General features: G+C 63.3%; 20 protein-coding genes. 14 read left to right on the top strand and 6 right to left on the bottom strand.

Going from position 1 to position 17,768, the window contains the following annotated elements; all coding sequences use genetic code 11:
* Positions 1–22 precede the first annotated feature (22 nt).
* The 4 genes from AC0L3E_RS07645 to AC0L3E_RS07660 form a co-directional block, all read right to left on the bottom strand.
* Positions 23–541, bottom strand: coding sequence for a YcnI family copper-binding membrane protein (locus AC0L3E_RS07645; protein WP_292695672.1), 519 nt, complete (start codon positions 539–541; stop codon positions 23–25).
* Positions 542–582: 41 nt separating this feature from the next.
* Positions 583–1,122, bottom strand: coding sequence for a copper chaperone PCu(A)C (locus tag AC0L3E_RS07650; RefSeq protein WP_127270813.1), 540 nt, complete (start codon positions 1,120–1,122; stop codon positions 583–585).
* A 97-nt stretch (positions 1,123–1,219) separates the two neighbouring features.
* Positions 1,220–1,576, bottom strand: coding sequence for a DUF2946 family protein (locus tag AC0L3E_RS07655; protein ID WP_127321857.1), 357 nt, complete (start codon positions 1,574–1,576; stop codon positions 1,220–1,222).
* A gap of 197 nt (positions 1,577–1,773) precedes the next feature.
* Positions 1,774–2,676: a GntR family transcriptional regulator gene (locus AC0L3E_RS07660; protein WP_473604555.1), complete on the bottom strand. Its 903-nt coding sequence runs from the start codon at positions 2,674–2,676 to the stop codon at positions 1,774–1,776.
* A gap of 228 nt (positions 2,677–2,904) precedes the next feature.
* Between AC0L3E_RS07660 and AC0L3E_RS07665 the strand changes: the two genes are divergently transcribed.
* From AC0L3E_RS07665 to AC0L3E_RS07690, 6 genes are all read left to right on the top strand, one after another.
* Positions 2,905–4,410 (top strand): UxaA family hydrolase, encoded by a 1,506-nt coding sequence (locus AC0L3E_RS07665; protein WP_473604556.1) that lies wholly within the window; start codon positions 2,905–2,907, stop codon positions 4,408–4,410.
* A gap of 60 nt (positions 4,411–4,470) precedes the next feature.
* Complete coding sequence (locus AC0L3E_RS07670) at positions 4,471–5,469, top strand: aldo/keto reductase (protein ID WP_473604557.1); 999 nt, start codon at positions 4,471–4,473, stop codon at positions 5,467–5,469.
* Positions 5,470–5,768: 299 nt separating this feature from the next.
* A complete protein-coding gene (locus AC0L3E_RS07675; protein ID WP_127272465.1) occupies positions 5,769–6,761 on the top strand; it encodes an ABC transporter substrate-binding protein in 993 nt (330 codons plus the stop codon).
* A 155-nt stretch (positions 6,762–6,916) separates the two neighbouring features.
* Positions 6,917–8,470 carry a sugar ABC transporter ATP-binding protein gene (locus tag AC0L3E_RS07680; protein ID WP_127328220.1) on the top strand — a complete coding sequence of 518 codons (1,554 nt, stop codon included), beginning with the start codon at positions 6,917–6,919 and terminating at the stop codon, positions 8,468–8,470.
* Entirely contained in the window at positions 8,467–9,432 is a 966-nt protein-coding gene (locus AC0L3E_RS07685) for an ABC transporter permease (RefSeq protein WP_023812479.1), read from the top strand. The genes AC0L3E_RS07680 and AC0L3E_RS07685 overlap by 4 nt, the downstream gene beginning before the upstream one ends.
* A gap of 66 nt (positions 9,433–9,498) precedes the next feature.
* The gene (locus AC0L3E_RS07690) at positions 9,499–10,518 is read left to right on the top strand and encodes a zinc-binding alcohol dehydrogenase family protein (protein ID WP_292455330.1); all 1,020 of its coding nucleotides are present in this window, start codon (positions 9,499–9,501) and stop codon (positions 10,516–10,518) included.
* A gap of 77 nt (positions 10,519–10,595) precedes the next feature.
* On the opposite strand, the gene phnF is transcribed toward AC0L3E_RS07690, so the two are convergent.
* Positions 10,596–11,345, bottom strand: coding sequence for a phosphonate metabolism transcriptional regulator PhnF (gene phnF, locus AC0L3E_RS07695; protein WP_164755509.1), 750 nt, complete (start codon positions 11,343–11,345; stop codon positions 10,596–10,598).
* A gap of 132 nt (positions 11,346–11,477) precedes the next feature.
* On the opposite strand from phnF, the gene phnG reads away from it, so the two are divergent.
* Genes phnG through AC0L3E_RS07735 form a run of 8 tightly spaced genes read left to right on the top strand, consistent with a single transcriptional unit; the run spans position 11,478 to position 17,108 of the window.
* On the top strand, positions 11,478–11,939 hold the full coding sequence (phnG, locus tag AC0L3E_RS07700) for a phosphonate C-P lyase system protein PhnG (protein ID WP_127328214.1): 462 nt from the start codon (positions 11,478–11,480) through the stop codon (positions 11,937–11,939).
* Positions 11,939–12,550: a phosphonate C-P lyase system protein PhnH gene (phnH, locus tag AC0L3E_RS07705; protein WP_127267992.1), complete on the top strand. Its 612-nt coding sequence runs from the start codon at positions 11,939–11,941 to the stop codon at positions 12,548–12,550. Before phnG ends, phnH begins: the two co-directional genes overlap by 1 nt.
* 1 nt (position 12,551) lies before the next feature.
* Positions 12,552–13,664 (top strand): carbon-phosphorus lyase complex subunit, encoded by a 1,113-nt coding sequence (locus AC0L3E_RS07710; protein ID WP_128307404.1) that lies wholly within the window; start codon positions 12,552–12,554, stop codon positions 13,662–13,664.
* A complete protein-coding gene (gene fosX / locus AC0L3E_RS07715; RefSeq protein WP_128307403.1) occupies positions 13,661–14,080 on the top strand; it encodes a FosX/FosE/FosI family fosfomycin resistance hydrolase in 420 nt (139 codons plus the stop codon). The genes AC0L3E_RS07710 and fosX overlap by 4 nt, the downstream gene beginning before the upstream one ends.
* On the top strand, positions 14,077–14,976 hold the full coding sequence (locus AC0L3E_RS07720) for an alpha-D-ribose 1-methylphosphonate 5-phosphate C-P-lyase PhnJ (protein ID WP_127321058.1): 900 nt from the start codon (positions 14,077–14,079) through the stop codon (positions 14,974–14,976). The genes fosX and AC0L3E_RS07720 overlap by 4 nt, the downstream gene beginning before the upstream one ends.
* A complete protein-coding gene (phnK, locus tag AC0L3E_RS07725) occupies positions 14,973–15,749 on the top strand; it encodes a phosphonate C-P lyase system protein PhnK (RefSeq protein ID WP_127267988.1) in 777 nt (258 codons plus the stop codon). Before AC0L3E_RS07720 ends, phnK begins: the two co-directional genes overlap by 4 nt.
* 37 nt (positions 15,750–15,786) lie before the next feature.
* A complete protein-coding gene (gene phnL / locus AC0L3E_RS07730) occupies positions 15,787–16,494 on the top strand; it encodes a phosphonate C-P lyase system protein PhnL (protein WP_128307402.1) in 708 nt (235 codons plus the stop codon).
* Entirely contained in the window at positions 16,491–17,108 is a 618-nt protein-coding gene (locus tag AC0L3E_RS07735) for a DapH/DapD/GlmU-related protein (protein WP_128307401.1), read from the top strand. The genes phnL and AC0L3E_RS07735 overlap by 4 nt, the downstream gene beginning before the upstream one ends.
* A gap of 13 nt (positions 17,109–17,121) precedes the next feature.
* On the opposite strand, the gene AC0L3E_RS07740 is transcribed toward AC0L3E_RS07735, so the two are convergent.
* On the bottom strand, positions 17,122–17,487 hold the full coding sequence (locus tag AC0L3E_RS07740; protein ID WP_128307400.1) for a hypothetical protein: 366 nt from the start codon (positions 17,485–17,487) through the stop codon (positions 17,122–17,124).
* Positions 17,488–17,768: the final 281 nt, after the last annotated feature.

A 17,768-nucleotide genomic window follows, 5' to 3' on the forward strand; every position in this document is an offset into this window, starting at 1 on the left:
AAAGGGCGCGCCGCCTGGGAGATCATTTCTTCGGCAGCAACTTGATGCCGGGTGCCGGGCTTTCCAGCGCGTCTTCATCCTGCCCTGCCGCCGGGATCTCGATCCAGCGATCGGCGGCGCCGTCGCATTCCTGCACCACCGGGAAGTAGAGTTTTTGGCCCGCCGGGAGATCCGCCGTCAACGTCGCGCGGAAGACGAACTCGTCGTAGAATTCATCGGGCAGGCTGCCGCCGCTCCAGTCGACCTCCTTGACCCCGTCGGCAACCGCCTGACCGTAGAGCTGGTAGGATTTGTCGTACTTGCCCTTCTTGGTCTGCAGCGTCCAGCCAGGCTTCGGCATCGGCTTCACCGCGATCACCCCTTCCGGAATCTGCACACGCACGGCGGTCGTCGCCTTGCCTTCGCAGCCATGCGGCACCCGCAAAACGGCCTTGTAGGTCGAGCCGACCGCCGCCTCCTGGGTTTCGAACGTGATATGCGCGAAGGCGGCGCTGGTTCCGAGCGCGAGAAGTGCGCCGGCCGACAAAAGATATTTGTTCATGATGGTCCCTCGGATTTTCAAAATTTGTCGAACCGGCCGGATCAATTGGCGTGATCGTCCATGGCGCCACCGCCCATGCCTTCGACAGCGAAATCGACGCTGACGGCGCCGGCCTTTTCGAAGGTCAGGACGGCGGAGAACTTTTCGCCCTGTTTGGGTTGCCGCTTCAGGCCGATGAACATCAAATGATAGCCGCCAGGCGCAAGCGCGACCTTGCCGCCGGCCGGAATTTCCAGGCCGCCGGCAACCGGCCGCATGGTCATGACGCCGTCCTTGACGCCCATCTCATGCAGCTCGGCCTTTTCAGAAACATCGGACGAAATCGACACCAGCCGGTCCGGTGCACTGCCATTGTTGGTGACGGTGAAATAACCCCCGGCCACTTTGGCACCGGCAGGTGTGGCGCGCGACCAGGGGTGGCCGATCTCGAGATCGCCAAGTTTGAACTCATGCGCGAGGACGGACTGGGCGCCTGTGAACAGCAGCGCAAGAGCCAGCACGGCAATGCCGACACGCTCTTCGATGCCGCGTAGAATGCCGCCTGGCGCAGGACGCGCGGCGTCAGGGAAAAAATAGGACATGGTTGCTCCATGAAGTGATGGTCGCGCCGTTGCCGGTCGCGAGCAGTTTGATCTTTGGATGGGTACGCCCACGAAAAATTCCGCCGGGCAAACAGGCTCAGGCCGTCAGCGGCGGCGCGCGCGGGTTCGACGGCGAGCGCTCACGCGCAAAGTCGAGATGGATGGCCGCCGGAAAAACAAAGGCGACCGTTTTGAAGGAAAGGCTGCCCAGCGCCAGGCCAGCACCGGGCGGCGGCGCAAAGGCCGCCGAAACCATGCTGCAGCCGAGCACGCAGCATGCCGGAAGATGGGACGGCTGCTGGTTGCCGCCGGGAAGCTGGGCTGCGCCCTCATGGGTGCAGATGACGTTGCCGAACGCGTCGAGCTGCGATGCATTGGGACCGGTGCCGAAGGCGAATGCTCCGAGCGTCGACTGGAGCAACAGCAGATAGGCCGCGACCAGCGCGACCGGCATGCTCCACCGTCTCCTCGATACGCTCAAAGCCCTGCCTCTTCGCAGCAATGCGACATTCCTAGCACGGGGCTGGCGGGTGGAAAATCGCCAAATCGCCGCGGCGCCAACGCGGCAGGGTCAATGCATGTCGCCCCAAAGTGTATAGCGGCTTTGGGACAACGACATGCATGAAACGAGACTCCGAGCCGCGATGCGACTCAGGATTTTTGCAGCGACCGGCTCTCCGGGATCGAGGTCAGCAATGTCTGGCGCGCCGACTTCAGGTGCTTGCGGCAAGCGGCGTCGACCTTGCCGAGATCGCGTGATTTCAGCGCCTCTATGTAGACCAGATGCTCACCGATGGCGACTTCGTTGCGCTCGCGTTCCTGCGCCTTGTTCCACTGGTAATGGTAGTGGAAGATCATGGCGATGACATCGTAGAAATCGACGATGAAGCGGTTGCGCGACGCCCGGTGGATGAGCCGGTGGAAGCGCTCGTCGAGTTCGGAGAACTCGGTGAAGCGGGTGGCGATGTCGTTTGCCAACTGGCGATGCTCGTCTTCCAGGCGGTCGAGATCGGTCCAGACCGCGCTGTCCTGCGGTAAAGCGGCAAAGGCGGCCGCCGAGCGCAGTTCGAACATTTCGCGGATTTCGGTGAGCTCCAGTGCGAAGGCGCGGGTAAAGCCCTTCAGCACCCAGTGACTGTTGCGGCGCTTCTCGATCAGGCCGAAGCGGGAGAAGCGGATCAGGAACTCGCGCACGCTGGTGGTGCCGACGCCGATCTCACGCGCCAGTTCGAGTTCATTGATCTGCATGCCGGCCTCGGCGCCGCCGGCGAGCAGCCTGCGCATGAACGACCGTTCGATGATCTCGGCCAGCGTGTCGGTCTCTTCTTCGGGGAAAAAATCGTCCGGATGCGCTTCGCGCAGCACCGTCTTGGCGCGCTTGTCCCAGGCGATCAGCCCTGTCTCTTCCATGCGCGCAAGAATGGTGCGGACGGTCGTACGGCTGACGCCAAGCAAGGTGCCCAGTTCCGGCTCCGAAGGCAGGCTGCGCGTTTCGTCGAGCAGCCGCAGGCAGCGGTTGTAGGCATCCTTGTAGACGTTGTTGCTCTTCGACATCCCTGACCCGTTGCACGCCGTCGCTTGCGGCGGCCGGTTTGAAGCGCAATATGACGTTCCCATGGCCCTGAGAAGCGAAATTGCTTCCCGGAACAACCAAGGACATGCGGAACTCCCCAGTGAAAAAACAATTGACGCAAAACTGTTTTTTCACGATAAAAGACAATATCTCTAAACAGACGCGTGTCAATCCGTCCGCGCAACCCAGGATCACCCAGGAAACCGCCCGTGAACGCCTCCAACTGCATTCTTCTGTCCCCCGCCGACAATGTCGCCGTCGCCAACGGCCGCATCGAGATTGGCACCGCGCTGCCGGGCGGTGCCGTCGCCAGTGCGCTGATCGAGCCCGGCCACAAGGTGGCGATCAAGCCGATCGCCGCCGGCGAGGCCGTGGTGAAATACGCCCAGGCGATCGGTCGAGCGACACAGAATATTGCAGCGGGCGAGCACGTGCATTCGCACAATCTGGTTTTCGAATCCGGCCGCTTGCCGGTCGTGCCCCCGAGCGAGGCCGAGCACGCGACGGAGGCCGACCGCGCCCGCACCTTCATGGGCTATCGCCGCGCCGATGGCCGCGCCGGCACGCGCAACTTCATCGGCATCGTCGCCAGCGTCAATTGCTCGGCCACCGTCTGCCATTCCATCGCCGACACCGCCAACCGCACGCTTTTGCCTAACTATCCCGGCATCGACGGTTTCGTGCCGATCGTGCACGGCCAGGGCTGCGGTATGAGCGGCACCGGCGACGGCATGATGGTGCTGCACCGTACACTCGCCGGCTACGCCCGCCACCCGAATTTCGGCGGCGTGCTGATGGTCGGCCTCGGCTGCGAAGTCAACCAGCTCACCCTATACGGCCAGAAGGGCGTCGCTGCGGGCAAACGCCATTTCAACATCCAGGACGCCGGCGGATCGCGCAAATCGGTCGAAAAAGCGATGGGCGTGCTGGCCGAGATCGCCGAGGAAGTCGGCCAGCTGAAGCGTGAGCCGATCCCGGTCAGCGAGATCGTCGTCGGCCTGCAATGCGGCGGCTCGGACGGCATGTCGGGCATCACGGCCAATCCGGCGCTGGGCGCGGCTGTCGATATCCTGGCTGGCGTCGGCGGCATCGGCATCCTCTCCGAGACCACGGAGATCTACGGCGCCGAGCATCTGCTTGCCTATCGCGCGGCAACGCCGGAGATCGCGCAGAAGCTCGACGGTTTCGTGAAATGGTGGGAGGACCACGTCGCCAAGCATGGCGCCTCGATCGACAACAACCCCTCGCCCGGCAACAAGCGCGGCGGTCTCACCACCATCCTGGAGAAGTCGCTCGGCGCGGTCGCCAAGGGCGGTCAGACGCCCCTCAACGGCGTCTTCGGCTACGCCGAAAAAGTCACTGGCAGCGGCCTCGTGTTCATGGACACGCCCGGCTACGACCCGGTTTCGGCGACCGGCCAGGTGGCGGGCGGCGCCAACGTCATCGTCTTCACCACCGGCCGCGGCTCATGCTTCGGCTGCCGCCCGACGCCGTCGATCAAGGTCGCCACCAACTCCACCATGTACCACCAGATGGAAGAGGACATGGACGTCAATTGCGGCGTCATCGCTTCGGGTGAAAAGACCATCGCCGGCATGGGTCGCGAGATCTTCGAACTGATCGTCGAGACGGCTTCCGGCCGCAAGACCAAGAGCGAGGACTTCGGCTACGGCGACAACGAGTTCGTGCCCTGGCATCTGGGCGCAACACTTTAGATTTTACTGATATAAAGTAGACTGCGCGCCGGTCAGCGGCGGGCAACGGGGGGGTTGTGCATGGAAAGACGCCGCATCGGCCAGACAGCGCTGGAAGTCACCGAGGTCAGCTTCGGCGGCGCCGCACTTGGCGGCCTTTACCGCGCCTGTTCGCGCGAAGCGGCGATGGAGACGCTGCAGGGCGCCTGGGATGCCGGCCTGCGCTATTTCGACACCGCACCCTTCTACGGTTTCGGCCTGTCGGAGCGCCGCTTCGGCGACTTCCTGCGCTACAAGCCGCGCGATTCCTATGTGCTGTCGACCAAGGTCGGCCGGCTGTTCCGCCCGGTGCCGGACGATCAGGTTCCCGATCACTCCTATGTCGATCCGCTGCCCTTCGCGCTCGACTACGACTATTCCTATGACGGCATCATGCGGTCGGTCGAGTTCAGCTATGCGCGGCTTGGCCTAAACAGGATAGACATCCTGTTTGTCCACGACATCGGCGCCTACACCCATGGTGTCGAGAAGACCAAGCTGCACTTTCGCGACCTGATGGACGGCGGCCTCAAGGCACTTGAAGAGCTGAAACGGTCCGGCGTCATTTCCGCCTATGGGCTTGGCGTCAACGAAGTGCAGATCTGTCTGGACGTGATGCGCGAGGCGCCGCTCGACTGCATCCTACTCGCCAGCCGCTATTCCTTGCTCGACCGCAGCGCCGAAGCGGAGTTGCTGCCCCTATGCCGGGCGCGGCAGACCTCCTTGGTCATTGGCGGCGTGTTCAACTCCGGTATCCTGGCGACCGGGCCGGTGCAAGGCGCACATTTCGACTACCGCCCTGCCAGCCATGACGTGCTCGACCGCGTCGGCGCAATGGAAAGGATCGCCGCCGAGGGTGGCTATCCGCTCGCCGCCGCAGCGTTCCAATTCCCCTTGCATGAACCTGCCGTCGCCACCGTGCTGACCGGCACCGCCAAGCTGGCGAACCTGACGCGCAACCTCCAACTGCTCGACATCGACGTGCCGGAGACGGAATACGCCAGATATCGTCCCCACACGCTGGTGCAGGAGCTGGCGTGAACTCCATATTCTTGCGGTCACACGAAGGAATGGACATTCTATATTGACGAAATGATGGAATTAATATTCCATACGTTCCCGGAACGGAACGGAAGTGTGACGGCGCCAATGGGGAGCAGCGCGGTGGATTTGCCTCTGCCAGGCCTCGCAAGGACTGATCAAACAGCGCTTGCATCGATCTGTTCGATGCATTATCAAAACATGGCAATTGTTTTTTATTGATAAAGTTCTGTTTTGGACCACGCCTATCCGGACGGAGCTTCCGTATCGTTCACCGGGCGACTTAGGGAGGAAACCTCATGAAATTCGTGACCAGCATTCTCAACCGCCGCGCCGTCATGGCGCTGGCAGCAGCTTCGATGCTCGCCGGCGTCATGCATTCGGCGCCGGTTTCGGCGGCGGACGTCACCATTCCGATCATCGTCAAGGACACCACGTCGTTCTACTGGCAGATCGTTCTGGCCGGCGCCCGCAAGGCCGGCAAGGATCTCGGCGTCAACGTGCCGGAACTCGGTGCCCAGGCTGAAACCGACGTCAACGGCCAGGTCTCGATCCTCGAGAACGCCGTTGCCAGCAACCCGGCGGCCATCGTCATTGCGCCGACCGAGTTCAAGGCGCTTGGCAAGCCGATCGATGAAGCCGCTGCCAAGGTCAAGGTCATCGGCATCGACTCCGGCGCCGACTCCAAGGCCTTCACCTCGTTCCTGACCACCGACAACGTCCAGGGCGGCCGCGTCGCTGCCGACGGCCTCGCAGCCGCCATCGGCGCCGCCAACGGCGGCAAGATCGAGGGCGACGTCGCCCTGATCACCAACGCGCCGGGCGCCGGCTCGCTCGAACAGCGCAAGCAGGGCTTCACCGAACAGCTGGCCGCCAAATATCCGGGCCTCAAGCTGGTCGCCGATAAATATGCCGACGGCCAGGCCACCACCGGCCTCAACATCGCCACCGACCTGATCACCGCCAACCCGAACCTCAAGGGCATCTTCGCTTCCAACCTGATCATGGCGCAGGGCGTCGGTCAGGCTGTCGCGGAAAACAGCCTTGGCGGCAAGCTGGCGCTGGTCGGTTTCGACAGCGACGAGAAGCTGATCAAGTTCCTCAACGACGGCGTCATTTCCGCCCTCGTCGTCCAGGATCCGTACCGGATGGGCTATGACGGCATCAAGACCGCACTCGCCGCTTCCAAGGGCGAGAAGGTCGAAGCCAATGTCGACACCGGCGCCAATCTGGTGACCAAGGACAACATGAAAGACCCCAAGATCGACGCGCTGCTCAATCCGAAGCTCTGAGCCGTCGCATCCGCAATGGTCTCCGGGGCACCTCGCCCCGGAGACAAGCTGCCGCACAAACGGCTTGGCAATCCATAAGCGTAGGCTAGGCTGTTTTCGAGACATATCCTTGTCTCGCCGCGTGCCAATCGTGAGGCCAATCTGGGAGGATTGTCATGACATCGACGGCGCAGGAACTGCATCCGGCCCCTGTGCTGGAACCGGGGCGGACCATCCTCGAATTGCGCGGGCTGGAGAAGCGCTATCCCGGCACCCACGCGCTGAAGCCGGTCGACCTCGCCTTCAAGTCCGGTGAGATCCACGCCATCGTCGGCGAGAACGGCGCCGGCAAATCCACGCTCATCAAGCTTCTGACCGGCGTCATGCCGCGCACCTCCGGAGAGATCGCCTGGGAGGGCCAGCCGGCCGCCCTGGCGACGCCGCACGAGGCGATGGCGCTCGGCATCAATGCCGTGCACCAGGAAGTCGTGCTATGCCGTCACCTGACGGTCGCCGCCAACATGTTCCTCGGCGAGGAGAATTCACGCTTCGGCATCCTGCAGCAGCGCGCCATGGTCAGGCAGGCGCAGACGATCATCGACGACCTCGGCTTCGACCTGCCGGCGCATGTCACGCTCGGCGACCTGACCATCGGCCAGCAGCAGTTGATAGCCGCCGCCCGCGCCACCGTGCGCGGCACCAAATTCCTGATCTTCGACGAGCCGACCGCCTACCTCACCCGCAAAGAGGCCGACCAGCTCTTCACCTTGATCCGCCGGCTGAAGGGCGAAGGCGTGACGATCATCTACATCAGCCACCGCATGGAGGAAGTGTTCGAGCTCGCCGACCGTGTTTCCGTGCTGCGCGACGGCACGCTGGTCGGCACCCGCAACATCGCCGAGACCAACGATGCCGAACTGGTCAAGATGATGATCAACCGCTCGATCGAGCAGGTCTACCACAAGGAGCATTTCACGCCGGGCGCCGCCCTCATCGAGGCGAGGAACCTGTCCGGCAAGGGCTTCGAAAATGTCTCGATGACGGTCCGCGCCGGCGAGATCGTCGGACTCTATGGCCTGATCGGCGCCGGACGCAGCGAGTTCGTCACCACGCTTTACGGCCGCCACCGCAAATCCGCCGGCCAGATCCTCTGGGAAGGCAAGGAGGTGCAGGTCAATTCCGAGCATGACGCGATCAAGCTCGGCATGGCGCTGGCGCCGGAAAGCCGTCGCGACCAGGGCCTCTGCCTCAACCTGCCGGTCGGCTTCAACCTCAACCTGCCGATCTACAAGCGTATCTCGAACAATCTGCTGATTTCGAGCACGCAGGAGAAGACGCAAGCCGATCGCCAGATCGCCGATCTGCGCATCAAGACACCGACGCGCGGCGCGCTGGCATCCAGCCTGTCGGGCGGCAACCAGCAGAAGATCGTCATCGGCAAATGGCTGGCGCACGGCGCCAAGCTGTTCATCTTCGACGAACCGACGGTCGGCGTCGATGTCGGCACCAAGGCCGAGATCTACCGCCTGTTCAGCGCACTTTTGTCAAAGGGAGCCGGCATCATCCTGATCTCGTCCTATCTGCCGGAAGTCTATGAACTCGCCGACACGCTGCATGTGTTCCGGCGCGGCAAACTGGTGGCGACGCACGGTTTTCACGCCGCCAGCCACGAGGATATTCTCACTCAGGCGCTCGCCGAGAAACAAGAAAAGCTGGGAGGACAGATATGAGCACCGAGGCGATCGCCGTCGAAAAACCGAAGCGCAACTACAACGTCCTGTTTGGGCTGACGCTTTTGGCGCTGCTGGTTCTGCTCTGGATTCTTCTCTCCGTGGCGACGACGAGCTTCGCCTCCGCCAACAACATGGCCAATCTCTTGCGCCAGGGCTCGATGATCGCCATCATGGCGGTCGGCCAGACCTTCGTCATCATCACCGGCGGCATCGACCTGTCGGTCGGCGCCGTGGTCGGTTTCGCCACGGTGGTCGTGGCCATGATGATCAATGCCGGCTTCCCCATCTGGCTCGCCATTCTGGTGACGCTGCTGGTCGGCGTCGCCATCGGCATGTTCCACGGCTTCGGCATCGTCAAGATGGGCCTGCCACCCTTCATCATCACGCTGGCAACGCTGACCTCGCTGCGCGGCATCGGCCTTTTGATGACCAACGGCAATTCGATCAACATCAACAGCGACACCTTCACCGCCTTCTCTCGCAATTCCTTCATCGGCATCCCCAACCTGTTCTGGATGGTGATCCTGGTCGGCATTCCAGCCTATATCTTCCTCCACCACAGCCGCTGGGGCCGATACCTGTTTTCGGTCGGCTCCAACGCCGAGGCTTCGCGTCTGTCCGGCGTCAATGTCCAGCGAACCATCTACATGGCCTACACGCTGTCGGGCCTGTGCGCCGCCTTTGTCGGCGTGCTGCTGGCCGCCCGCATCGGCATCGGCAACCCGACGCAGGCCGAGGGCTGGGAGCTGCAGGCGATCGCGTCTTCCGTCATTGGCGGCACCTCGCTGTTCGGCGCCGTCGGCTCGGTACATGGGCCGCTGCTCGGCGCCTTCATCCTGGCCACCATCAACAACGGCGCCAACCTGCTCAACGTCAATTCGTTCTGGCAGCGCATCATCACCGGCGCGCTGATCATCATCATCGTCTACTTCGACGGCCTGCGCCGCCGCGGCAAGTAGCGATCCCGCAATCAACCGCCGGCCCGCCACACCAACGGGCCGGCGATTTCATGACTGGATTAGCGCATGAAAGCCGTCCTCTGCCGTTCGCCCGGCGATCTTGTCCTTGAAGACCGGCCCGCACCAGAGGCACCGCCTCCCGGCTGGGCGCTGGTGGCGGTCAGCCATGTCGGCATCTGCGGCACCGACTACCACATTTTCGAGGGCAAGCACCCGTTCCTCGCCTATCCCCGCATCATGGGCCATGAGGTGTCGGGAACGATCGTCGAGACCGGCGACGGCGTCGATCTTGCCGTTGGTGAGCCCGTGGTGATCAACCCCTATCTTTCCTGCGGCAAGTGCATCGCCTGCCGGCACGACAAGCCGAATTGCTGCGTCAGGATCGAGGTGCTGGGCGTGCATCGCGACGGCGCCATGTGCGAACGGATCCTGGTGCCGGCGCAAAATCTCTATCCGGCCAACGGCCTGTCGCTGGCTGACGCCGCCGCAGTCGAGTTCCTGGCCATCGGCGCGCATGCCGTGCGGCGCGCCCGCGCCGACCCCGGCGCCCGCACGCTGGTCATCGGCGCCGGCCCGATCGGGCTCGGCACCGCCATCTTCGCCCGCATCGCCGAACTCGACGTGACGCTGCTCGACATGAGCAGTGAAAGGCTCGCCTTCGCCGCAAATGAGCTTGGTTTCCAGACCCTCGACGGCTCGCGCGGCGCGGTGCCCGATCTGGTCAGGCAAGCAACATCAGGCGAAGGCTTCGATGTGGTCTTCGACGCCACCGGCAACACCCAGTCGGTGCAGTCGGCCTTTGCCCATGTCGCGCATGGCGGCACCTTGGTACTGGTCTCTGTTGTCAAGGACGACATCAGCTTTTCCGATCCGGAATTCCACAAGCGCGAGATGACGCTGATCGGCAGCCGCAACGCCTTGCGCGCCGACTTCGATCACGTCGCCGCCTCGATCCGCAACGGCGCCGTTCCCCTGGCCAAGCTCGTTACACACCGCACCACACTCGCCGGCACGCCGCGCGATCTGGCTCGTTGGGCACATGAGAAATCCGGCCTGATCAAGGCTGTGATCGAGGTCGGATCATAACATGGCAAACGGCGAAGCCGGTCCTCAAATGCGCCGCCGCTGGCAAGTGAATGCGGCCGAGCTGGGCCGGGCACTCCCTACAGCGCCGACAGCTTCAGCTCCACCCGTTCGGCCGGAAAGCGCGACTCGGAAAACTGGATCGGCTGGCCGTCCGGCGTGACGTTGACGGCAACCGTGACCAGCACGATGGCGCCCGGCTGCAGGTCGAGGTCGGCAAGGTCCGCCGCATCGGCATGGCGCGCCGACAGCACGGTCGATTGCCTGAGATAGTCGTCTATGCCGAACCGCGCCAGCGATGCGGTGATCGAGCCTGTTTCCGCCATCGCGGCATCGATGCCGGCAAAGCGCCGGGCCTCGAACCAGCCGGCAGCGCGCGACACCGGCCGTCCGTCGGCTTCGCCGCGCGTTTCCAACCGGATCACATCGGCTCCCTTGGGAAGACCCAGTCCCTCGGCGACGCGCTGGCTGGCCGGCTCGACCGACGAGGCGAGCAGGACGATGTGCCGTTCCGTCGTCTGCCCTTGCAGCCCTGTCGAAAAACGTGTGCGCGCCCCGATCGGATAGGACAGCCGCTTGCGCGACAGTACGAAGGTGCCGCGCCCCTGCTCGGCCCGCAGCACGCCTTCCCTTACAAGGGCTGATATGGCGTTGCGCACCGTGTGACGGTTGACGCCATAGCGTTCTGCCAGCGCCACCTCCGGCGGCAGCGCTGCATTCTCCGTGAAATCGCCGATGGCGATCGCATGCAGGATCTTGTCGGCGATCTGCCGCCACAGCGAAACGCCACTGCGCCGCTCGATGCTGTCCGCTAACAGCCGCCCGACCATCATTGCCCCAACCTTCCAGCGCCCAGTCTTCTATCGCTGTCATCCACCCGTCATGGACACGCGTTAGATAATAGATATAATTTGTATAGTTGTCTACATCAATAGACAAATTGACAAAGAGGAATGCTTCTGATGCGAGGACAGGAAGCCCGCGACCAGGCCGAGCGCAAAGCCGCCATGGCAACCCTTACGCAATCCAGCGGCGATGACATCGTACGGCTCTGGAATGAGGCCGGACTGCCTTCGGACGCCGAGTTGCTGCGCGGCCCCGAAACCGGCCTTGTCACCCTGCGCGGCCGCATCGGCGGCGGCGGCGCCCCTTTCAATGTCGGCGAGGCGACCGTTACCCGCGCCACCGTCCGGCTGCCCTCCGGTCAGGTCGGCCATTGCTATGCGCTTGGCCGCGACAAGCAGAAGGCGAAGCTGGCGGCCATCGCCGACGCGCTGTGGCAGGACCCTGCCCGCCGCAATGAGGTCGAGACCGGGCTGATAGCGCCCCTGCGGTCGGCTCTGACCGCAGCGCATGAAAAACGCCGCGCCGAGACGGCGGCAACGAAGGTGGATTTCTTCACCATGGTTCGCGGAGAAGACTGATGGACATTGCAGCGCAATCGATCGAGGGCGGTTTCGCCGATCCGGTCTTCGACGCCCAGACCGTGTTCCGCGCCGTCATGGACGCAATGGCTCGGCCGGGCAGCGTGCAGCCGCTGCCGGCCTTCGCCCGCCCGCCGGCGCCGCTCTCGGCGACCGCCGGCGCCATCGCACTGGCGCTGTGCGATAACGACACCCCGCTCTGGCTCGACCAGGCCCTGCAAGCTTCCGCCGCGATCAGATCCTGGCTTGGGTTCCACACTGGCGCGCCCGTGGCCAACACACCGGCCGATGCGCATTTCGCCTTCATCGCGGCCCCGGCCGAGATGATGTCGCTTGATGGTTTTTCGCAGGGCACGCAGGACTATCCCGACCGTTCGACCACGTTGATCCTGCAAGTCGGCGATCTCGTCTCCGGCACGCCGCTGTTGCTCGAAGGTCCCGGCATCGAAACCAGCGCCACGATCGCGCCGGCACAGATGCCGCGCCATTTCGTCGAGCAGTGGAAACAGAACATCAAGCGTTTTCCGCGTGGCGTCGACATCATCCTCGTCACATCAGGCGGCATTGCCTGCCTGCCGCGCACGACGCGCATCAAGACGATGGAGGCGTAAGATGTATGTCGCGGTAAAAGGTGGCGAAGCCGCAATCGCCAACGCCCACAGCCTGCTTGCCGACCGACGCCGCGGCGACCGTTCGGTGCCGGCGCTTCGCCTCGACCAGATCGTCGAGCAGCTGGCGCTCGGCGTCGACCGGGTGATGAGCGAAGGCTCGCTCTACGATCGGGAGCTGGCCGCCCTAGCCATCGTCCAGGCGCGCGGCGACATGATCGAGGCGATCTTCCTGGTGCGCGCCTATCGCACCACGCTGCCACGCTTCGGCTACTCCAAGCCGATCGACACCGCCACCATGCTGGTCGAGCGACGTGTGTCGGCGACCTACAAGGATCTGCCCGGCGGCCAATTGCTCGGGCCCACCTTCGACTACACGCACAGACTGCTCGATCCCGAGCTTGCCGCGGGGGCCGAGGTCGCCGAGCCCTTGCTGCGCGAGACGGAAGCGCAAGCCATGCCGCGCGTTTCGGCCATCCTCGCCCGCGAAGGCTTGATCGAACCGGATGGCGACATGCCGCAGGACCATGTCCCCGGCGACATCACCCGCGAGCCGCTGGAATTCCCAATGGCGCGCGACATCCGGCTGCAGGCGCTGTCGCGCGGCGATGAGGGGTTTTTGCTGGCGCTCGGCTATTCCACCCAGCGCGGCTATGCCCGCAACCATCCCTTTGTCGGCGAGATCCGCATCGGCGAGGTCGAGCTCGAGCTCGACGTTCCCGAACTGCCCTTCGCTGTCCCGCTCGGCACTGTCCGTGTCACCGAATGCCAGATGGTCAACCAGTTCAAAGGCTCAGCCAAGGCGCCGCCGCAGTTCACCCGCGGCTATGGCCTCGTCTTCGGCCAGAGCGAGCGCAAGGCGATGGCGATGGCGCTCTGCGACCGGGCGCTGCGCGCGAAGGAGCTCGGCGAGGATGTCGTCGCCGCGGCCCAGGACGAGGAGTTCGTCATCTCACACTCCGACAATGTCCAGGCGACCGGCTTCGTCGAGCATCTGAAGCTGCCGCACTATGTCGATTTCCAGGCCGAACTCGACCTCGTGCGCCGCATGCGCGCCGAACACGACGCCCACCAAAACCCCGTGAAGGTCGAAGAGAAGCGGGAGGCCGCGGAATGATCGAAGGGCTTTCCCACATGACCTTCATCGTCCGCGATCTCGAGCGGATGACCAAGATCCTCGAGGGCGTATTCGACGCACGCGAAATCTATGCCAGCGATGCCGAGCAGTTCTCGGTGTCGCGCGAAAAATTCTTCCTGATCGGCGACATCTGGGTCGCCATCATGCAGGGCGAGCCCTTGCCGGAGCGCAGCTACAACCACATCGCCTTCAAGATCGATGACGCCGATTTCGACCACTATGCCGAGTGCATCGGCAAGCTCGGCCTCGACATGCGCCCGCCGCGCCCGCGCGTCGAGGGCGAGGGCCGCTCGATCTATTTCTACGACGACGACAACCACATGTTCGAACTGCACACCGGCACGCTCAATGAGCGGCTGGCGCGCTACGCCAAGGGATTTGAGGTCGCATCATGACCGACATCGCCACCTACAACTTCGCCTATCTCGACGAACAGACCAAAAGGATGATCCGCCGCGCGATCCTCAAGGGCATCGCCATCCCGGGATATCAGGTGCCGTTCGCCTCGCGCGAAATGCCGATGCCCTATGGCTGGGGCACTGGCGGCGTCCAGGTCACCGCTTCGATCATCGGCCCAGACGATGTGCTCAAGGTGATCGACCAGGGCGCCGACGACACCACCAACGCGGTCTCGATCCGTGCCTTCTTCAAGAAGGTCGCCAACGTCGCGGTGACGACCGACACCGCCAGCGCCACCATCATCCAGACCCGCCACCGCATCCCCGAACATCCGCTGACGGCGGGCCAGGTGCTGGTCTATCAGGTGCCGATCCCGGAGCCCCTGCGTTTCCTCGAACCGCGTGAGACCGAAACGCGCAAAATGCATGCGCTGGAAGAATACGGCCTCATGCATGTGAAACTTTACGAGGACATCGCCAAGCACGGCCGCATCGCCACCACCTATGCTTATCCGGTCAAGGTCGAGGGCCGCTATGTGATGGACCCGTCGCCGACGCCGAAATTCGACAATCCCAAGATGCATCGCTCACCGGCGCTGCAGCTGTTCGGCGCCGGCCGCGAAAAGCGCATCTATGCGGTGCCGCCCTTCACCGAAGTGGTCAGCCTCGACTTCGAGGATCATCCGTTCGAGGTGCAGACCTTCGACCAGCCCTGCGCGCTGTGCGCGGCCGAGAATGTCTATCTCGACGAGGTCATCCTCGACGACCATGGAGGCCACATGTTCGTCTGCTCCGACACGGATCATTGCGAGAAGCGGCGGGCGGACGGCCATCACGGCCACCTTGCCCCGGAAAACCATCTTGCCTCGGAAAAAATGGAGCCGGCGCAATGACCGACGAACCGCTGCTGCGCGTCTCGGCGCTTTCCAAATTCTACGGCTCGCGCGTCGGCTGCGACAACGTCTCCTTCGACCTGTGGCCGGGCGAAGTCCTGGCTGTGGTCGGCGAGTCCGGCTCCGGCAAGACGACATTGCTCAACTGCCTGTCGACGCGGCTGCTGCCCTCCTCCGGCAGCGCCAGCTACCGCATGCGCGACGGCCAGTTCCGCGAGCTCTACCGCATGAGTGAGGCCGAGCGCCGCTTCCTGATGCGCACCGACTGGGGGTTTGTCCACCAGAACCCGGCCGACGGCCTGCGCATGACGGTGTCGGCCGGCGCAAATGTCGGCGAGCGGCTGATGGCGGTCGGCGACCGCCACTACGGCAAGATCCGCGCCACCGCCGTCGACTGGCTATCGCGCGTCGAGATCGACGAGGACCGCATCGACGACGAGCCCCGCGCCTTTTCCGGCGGCATGCGCCAGCGCCTGCAGATTGCCCGCAACCTCGTCACCGGCCCGCGTCTGGTGTTCATGGACGAGCCAACCGGCGGCCTCGACGTCTCGGTCCAGGCGCGCCTGCTCGACCTGCTGCGCGGTCTGGTCACCGATCTTGGTTTGGCGGCCATCGTCGTCACCCATGACCTTGCCGTGGCGCGGCTTTTGTCGCAGCGCATGATGGTGATGAAGGACGGCCGCGTCGTCGAAAGCGGTCTCACCGACCGCGTGCTCGACGACCCGCGCGCGCCTTACACGCAATTGCTTGTTTCCTCGATTCTGCAGGTTTGACGATGACGCAAACGACTGACGATTGGAGAACCTTCTGATGGCAACCCCGCTCGTTGTTTCCGGCGTTGCCAAGAGCTTCACCATGCATCTGCGTGACGGCATCAAACTGCCTGTTGTCGCCGGTGTCTCGTTCTCGATAAGGGCCGGCGAATGCACCGTGCTCGGCGGCCCGTCCGGTGCCGGCAAGAGCTCGATCCTGAAGATGCTCTACGGCAACTACGCCGTCGACGAAGGCCAGATCATCGTCACGCATGATGACGGGCTGATCGACCTGGCCACCGCCAGCCCTCGCACCGTGCTTGCGGTGCGCCGGCAAACGATCGGCTATGTCAGCCAGTTCCTGCGCACCGTGCCGCGCGTCTCGGCGCTCGACGTCGTCGCCGAACCGCTGGTCGAGCGTGGCGAGGACCGCGAAGCGGCAAGAGACAAGGCCCGCGCCTTGCTGGCGCAGCTCAACCTGCCGGAGAAACTCTGGGCTTTGCCGCCTGCGACCTTCTCCGGCGGCGAGCAGCAGCGCGTCAACATCGCGCGCGGCTTCATCACCGAGCATCCGATCCTGCTGCTTGACGAGCCGACCGCGTCGCTCGACGCCAGGAACCGCGATGTCGTGATCGAACTCATCGCCGCCAAGAAGGCGGCTGATGTCGCCCTGCTCGGCATCTTCCATGACCACGATGTGCGCGAGGCGGTTGCCGACCGCATCATCGACGTCACCGCGTTCGCGTCCGGAAAAATCGCCGCATGAGCAGGAAATTGTCCGAGACGCCGCTGGTCCACCCGACGGCGGATGTACAGAATTCGACGCTCGGCCGCTGGACGGAGATCGCCGACCGCAGCCGGGTCTCGGAAAGCGAACTTGGCGACTATTCCTACATGATGCAGGACTGCTCCGTCTGGTGCGCGACCATCGGCAAGTTCGCCAACATCGCGGCCAGCGTTCGCATCAACGCCACCAACCACCCGACCTGGCGGCCGACGCTGCATCACTTCACCTATCGCGCCTCGGACTACTGGGACGATGCCGAGCACGAGACAGAATTCTTCGCCCAACGCCGCGCTAAACGCGTCACCATCGGCCACGACACCTGGCTCGGTCACGGCTCGACCATCCTGCCCGGCGTCACCGTCGGCGATGGCGCCGCGGTCGGCGCGGGTGCGGTGGTCTCGAAAGATGTCGCGCCCTATACCATTGTCGGCGGCGTGCCGGCAAAGCCGATCCGCGAGCGCTTCGATCGCCGCACGGCCGAACGCTACCAGGCGCTCGCCTGGTGGGACTGGGACCATGCAAGGTTGCGGGCTGCCCTTGATGATTTTCGCGAACTGTCGGCCAATCAGTTTTTGGAGAAGCACGGAGGTTGACAGCCCGAACAGGTCAGCCGCTTAGGCAAACGTCCAAAATAACAGAAAGGAAGGTTAACGTCATAAGAACAGCGGCGACCGTCTGATTTAGCCTAATAAATTCCACAAATTTCACATCATATCCAATATTTATAAGCGATTTGGCTTTCACATCAGCCTTATTGGCAAAACGGATCGTAACTAACGCGATAAAGAATATTAGAACCATCAAAACAATTGCCGTATCGCGCCCATTTTTATAATTGTAAAGGTATCCAGATACCGGATGATTTAGGCTACCAACCCGATATACGAGTATCAAAAGCAGACCCATTGCAAAGCTTGTTACAGCGATCACTCCTGCAACATACAATCTCAACCACTGACGCCAGCGTGCCAATTGGTAAGCCTCCTGCCCCCATGAGCCTGAATGCTTATTTCATTCTTGATTATGTGAAAACCCGCAGCTTCCCTTTGCGATCGTACCGCGGCATGGCGGGACCTGTTCAATGATTGCCTGGCACTTTTCGAGCAGCAGGCTCCCGTAGTCGAAATCAAGCCGCCCGCCTTCTGCAGCGTCAGGGACCTGGAGCGCTTCGAGGAAACTGCTGGTCCTGGGCCGACCGTAAACTCCACACCTGTGGAGCGTAACAAAACTGACATCACCGCGACACGGCAGGT

The organism is Mesorhizobium sp. WSM4822 (assembly GCF_055811155.1).

Coding starts and splice junctions, on each gene's coding strand:
- AC0L3E_RS07680 (WP_127328220.1), top strand. CDS start 6,917: ATGACATCGACGGCGCAGGAACTGCATCCGGCCCCTGTGCTGGAACCG.
- AC0L3E_RS07670 (WP_473604557.1), top strand. CDS start 4,471: ATGGAAAGACGCCGCATCGGCCAGACAGCGCTGGAAGTCACCGAGGTC.
- AC0L3E_RS07660 (WP_473604555.1), bottom strand. CDS start 2,676: ATGTCGAAGAGCAACAACGTCTACAAGGATGCCTACAACCGCTGCCTG.
- phnL (WP_128307402.1), top strand. CDS start 15,787: ATGGCAACCCCGCTCGTTGTTTCCGGCGTTGCCAAGAGCTTCACCATG.
- AC0L3E_RS07645 (WP_292695672.1), bottom strand. CDS start 541: ATGAACAAATATCTTTTGTCGGCCGGCGCACTTCTCGCGCTCGGAACC.
- AC0L3E_RS07690 (WP_292455330.1), top strand. CDS start 9,499: ATGAAAGCCGTCCTCTGCCGTTCGCCCGGCGATCTTGTCCTTGAAGAC.
- AC0L3E_RS07650 (WP_127270813.1), bottom strand. CDS start 1,122: ATGTCCTATTTTTTCCCTGACGCCGCGCGTCCTGCGCCAGGCGGCATT.
- AC0L3E_RS07655 (WP_127321857.1), bottom strand. CDS start 1,576: ATGCCGGTCGCGCTGGTCGCGGCCTATCTGCTGTTGCTCCAGTCGACG.
- phnH (WP_127267992.1), top strand. CDS start 11,939: ATGGACATTGCAGCGCAATCGATCGAGGGCGGTTTCGCCGATCCGGTC.
- phnK (WP_127267988.1), top strand. CDS start 14,973: ATGACCGACGAACCGCTGCTGCGCGTCTCGGCGCTTTCCAAATTCTAC.
- AC0L3E_RS07675 (WP_127272465.1), top strand. CDS start 5,769: ATGAAATTCGTGACCAGCATTCTCAACCGCCGCGCCGTCATGGCGCTG.
- fosX (WP_128307403.1), top strand. CDS start 13,661: ATGATCGAAGGGCTTTCCCACATGACCTTCATCGTCCGCGATCTCGAG.
- phnG (WP_127328214.1), top strand. CDS start 11,478: ATGCGAGGACAGGAAGCCCGCGACCAGGCCGAGCGCAAAGCCGCCATG.
- AC0L3E_RS07735 (WP_128307401.1), top strand. CDS start 16,491: ATGAGCAGGAAATTGTCCGAGACGCCGCTGGTCCACCCGACGGCGGAT.
- AC0L3E_RS07685 (WP_023812479.1), top strand. CDS start 8,467: ATGAGCACCGAGGCGATCGCCGTCGAAAAACCGAAGCGCAACTACAAC.
- phnF (WP_164755509.1), bottom strand. CDS start 11,345: ATGGTCGGGCGGCTGTTAGCGGACAGCATCGAGCGGCGCAGTGGCGTT.
- AC0L3E_RS07710 (WP_128307404.1), top strand. CDS start 12,552: ATGTATGTCGCGGTAAAAGGTGGCGAAGCCGCAATCGCCAACGCCCAC.
- AC0L3E_RS07720 (WP_127321058.1), top strand. CDS start 14,077: ATGACCGACATCGCCACCTACAACTTCGCCTATCTCGACGAACAGACC.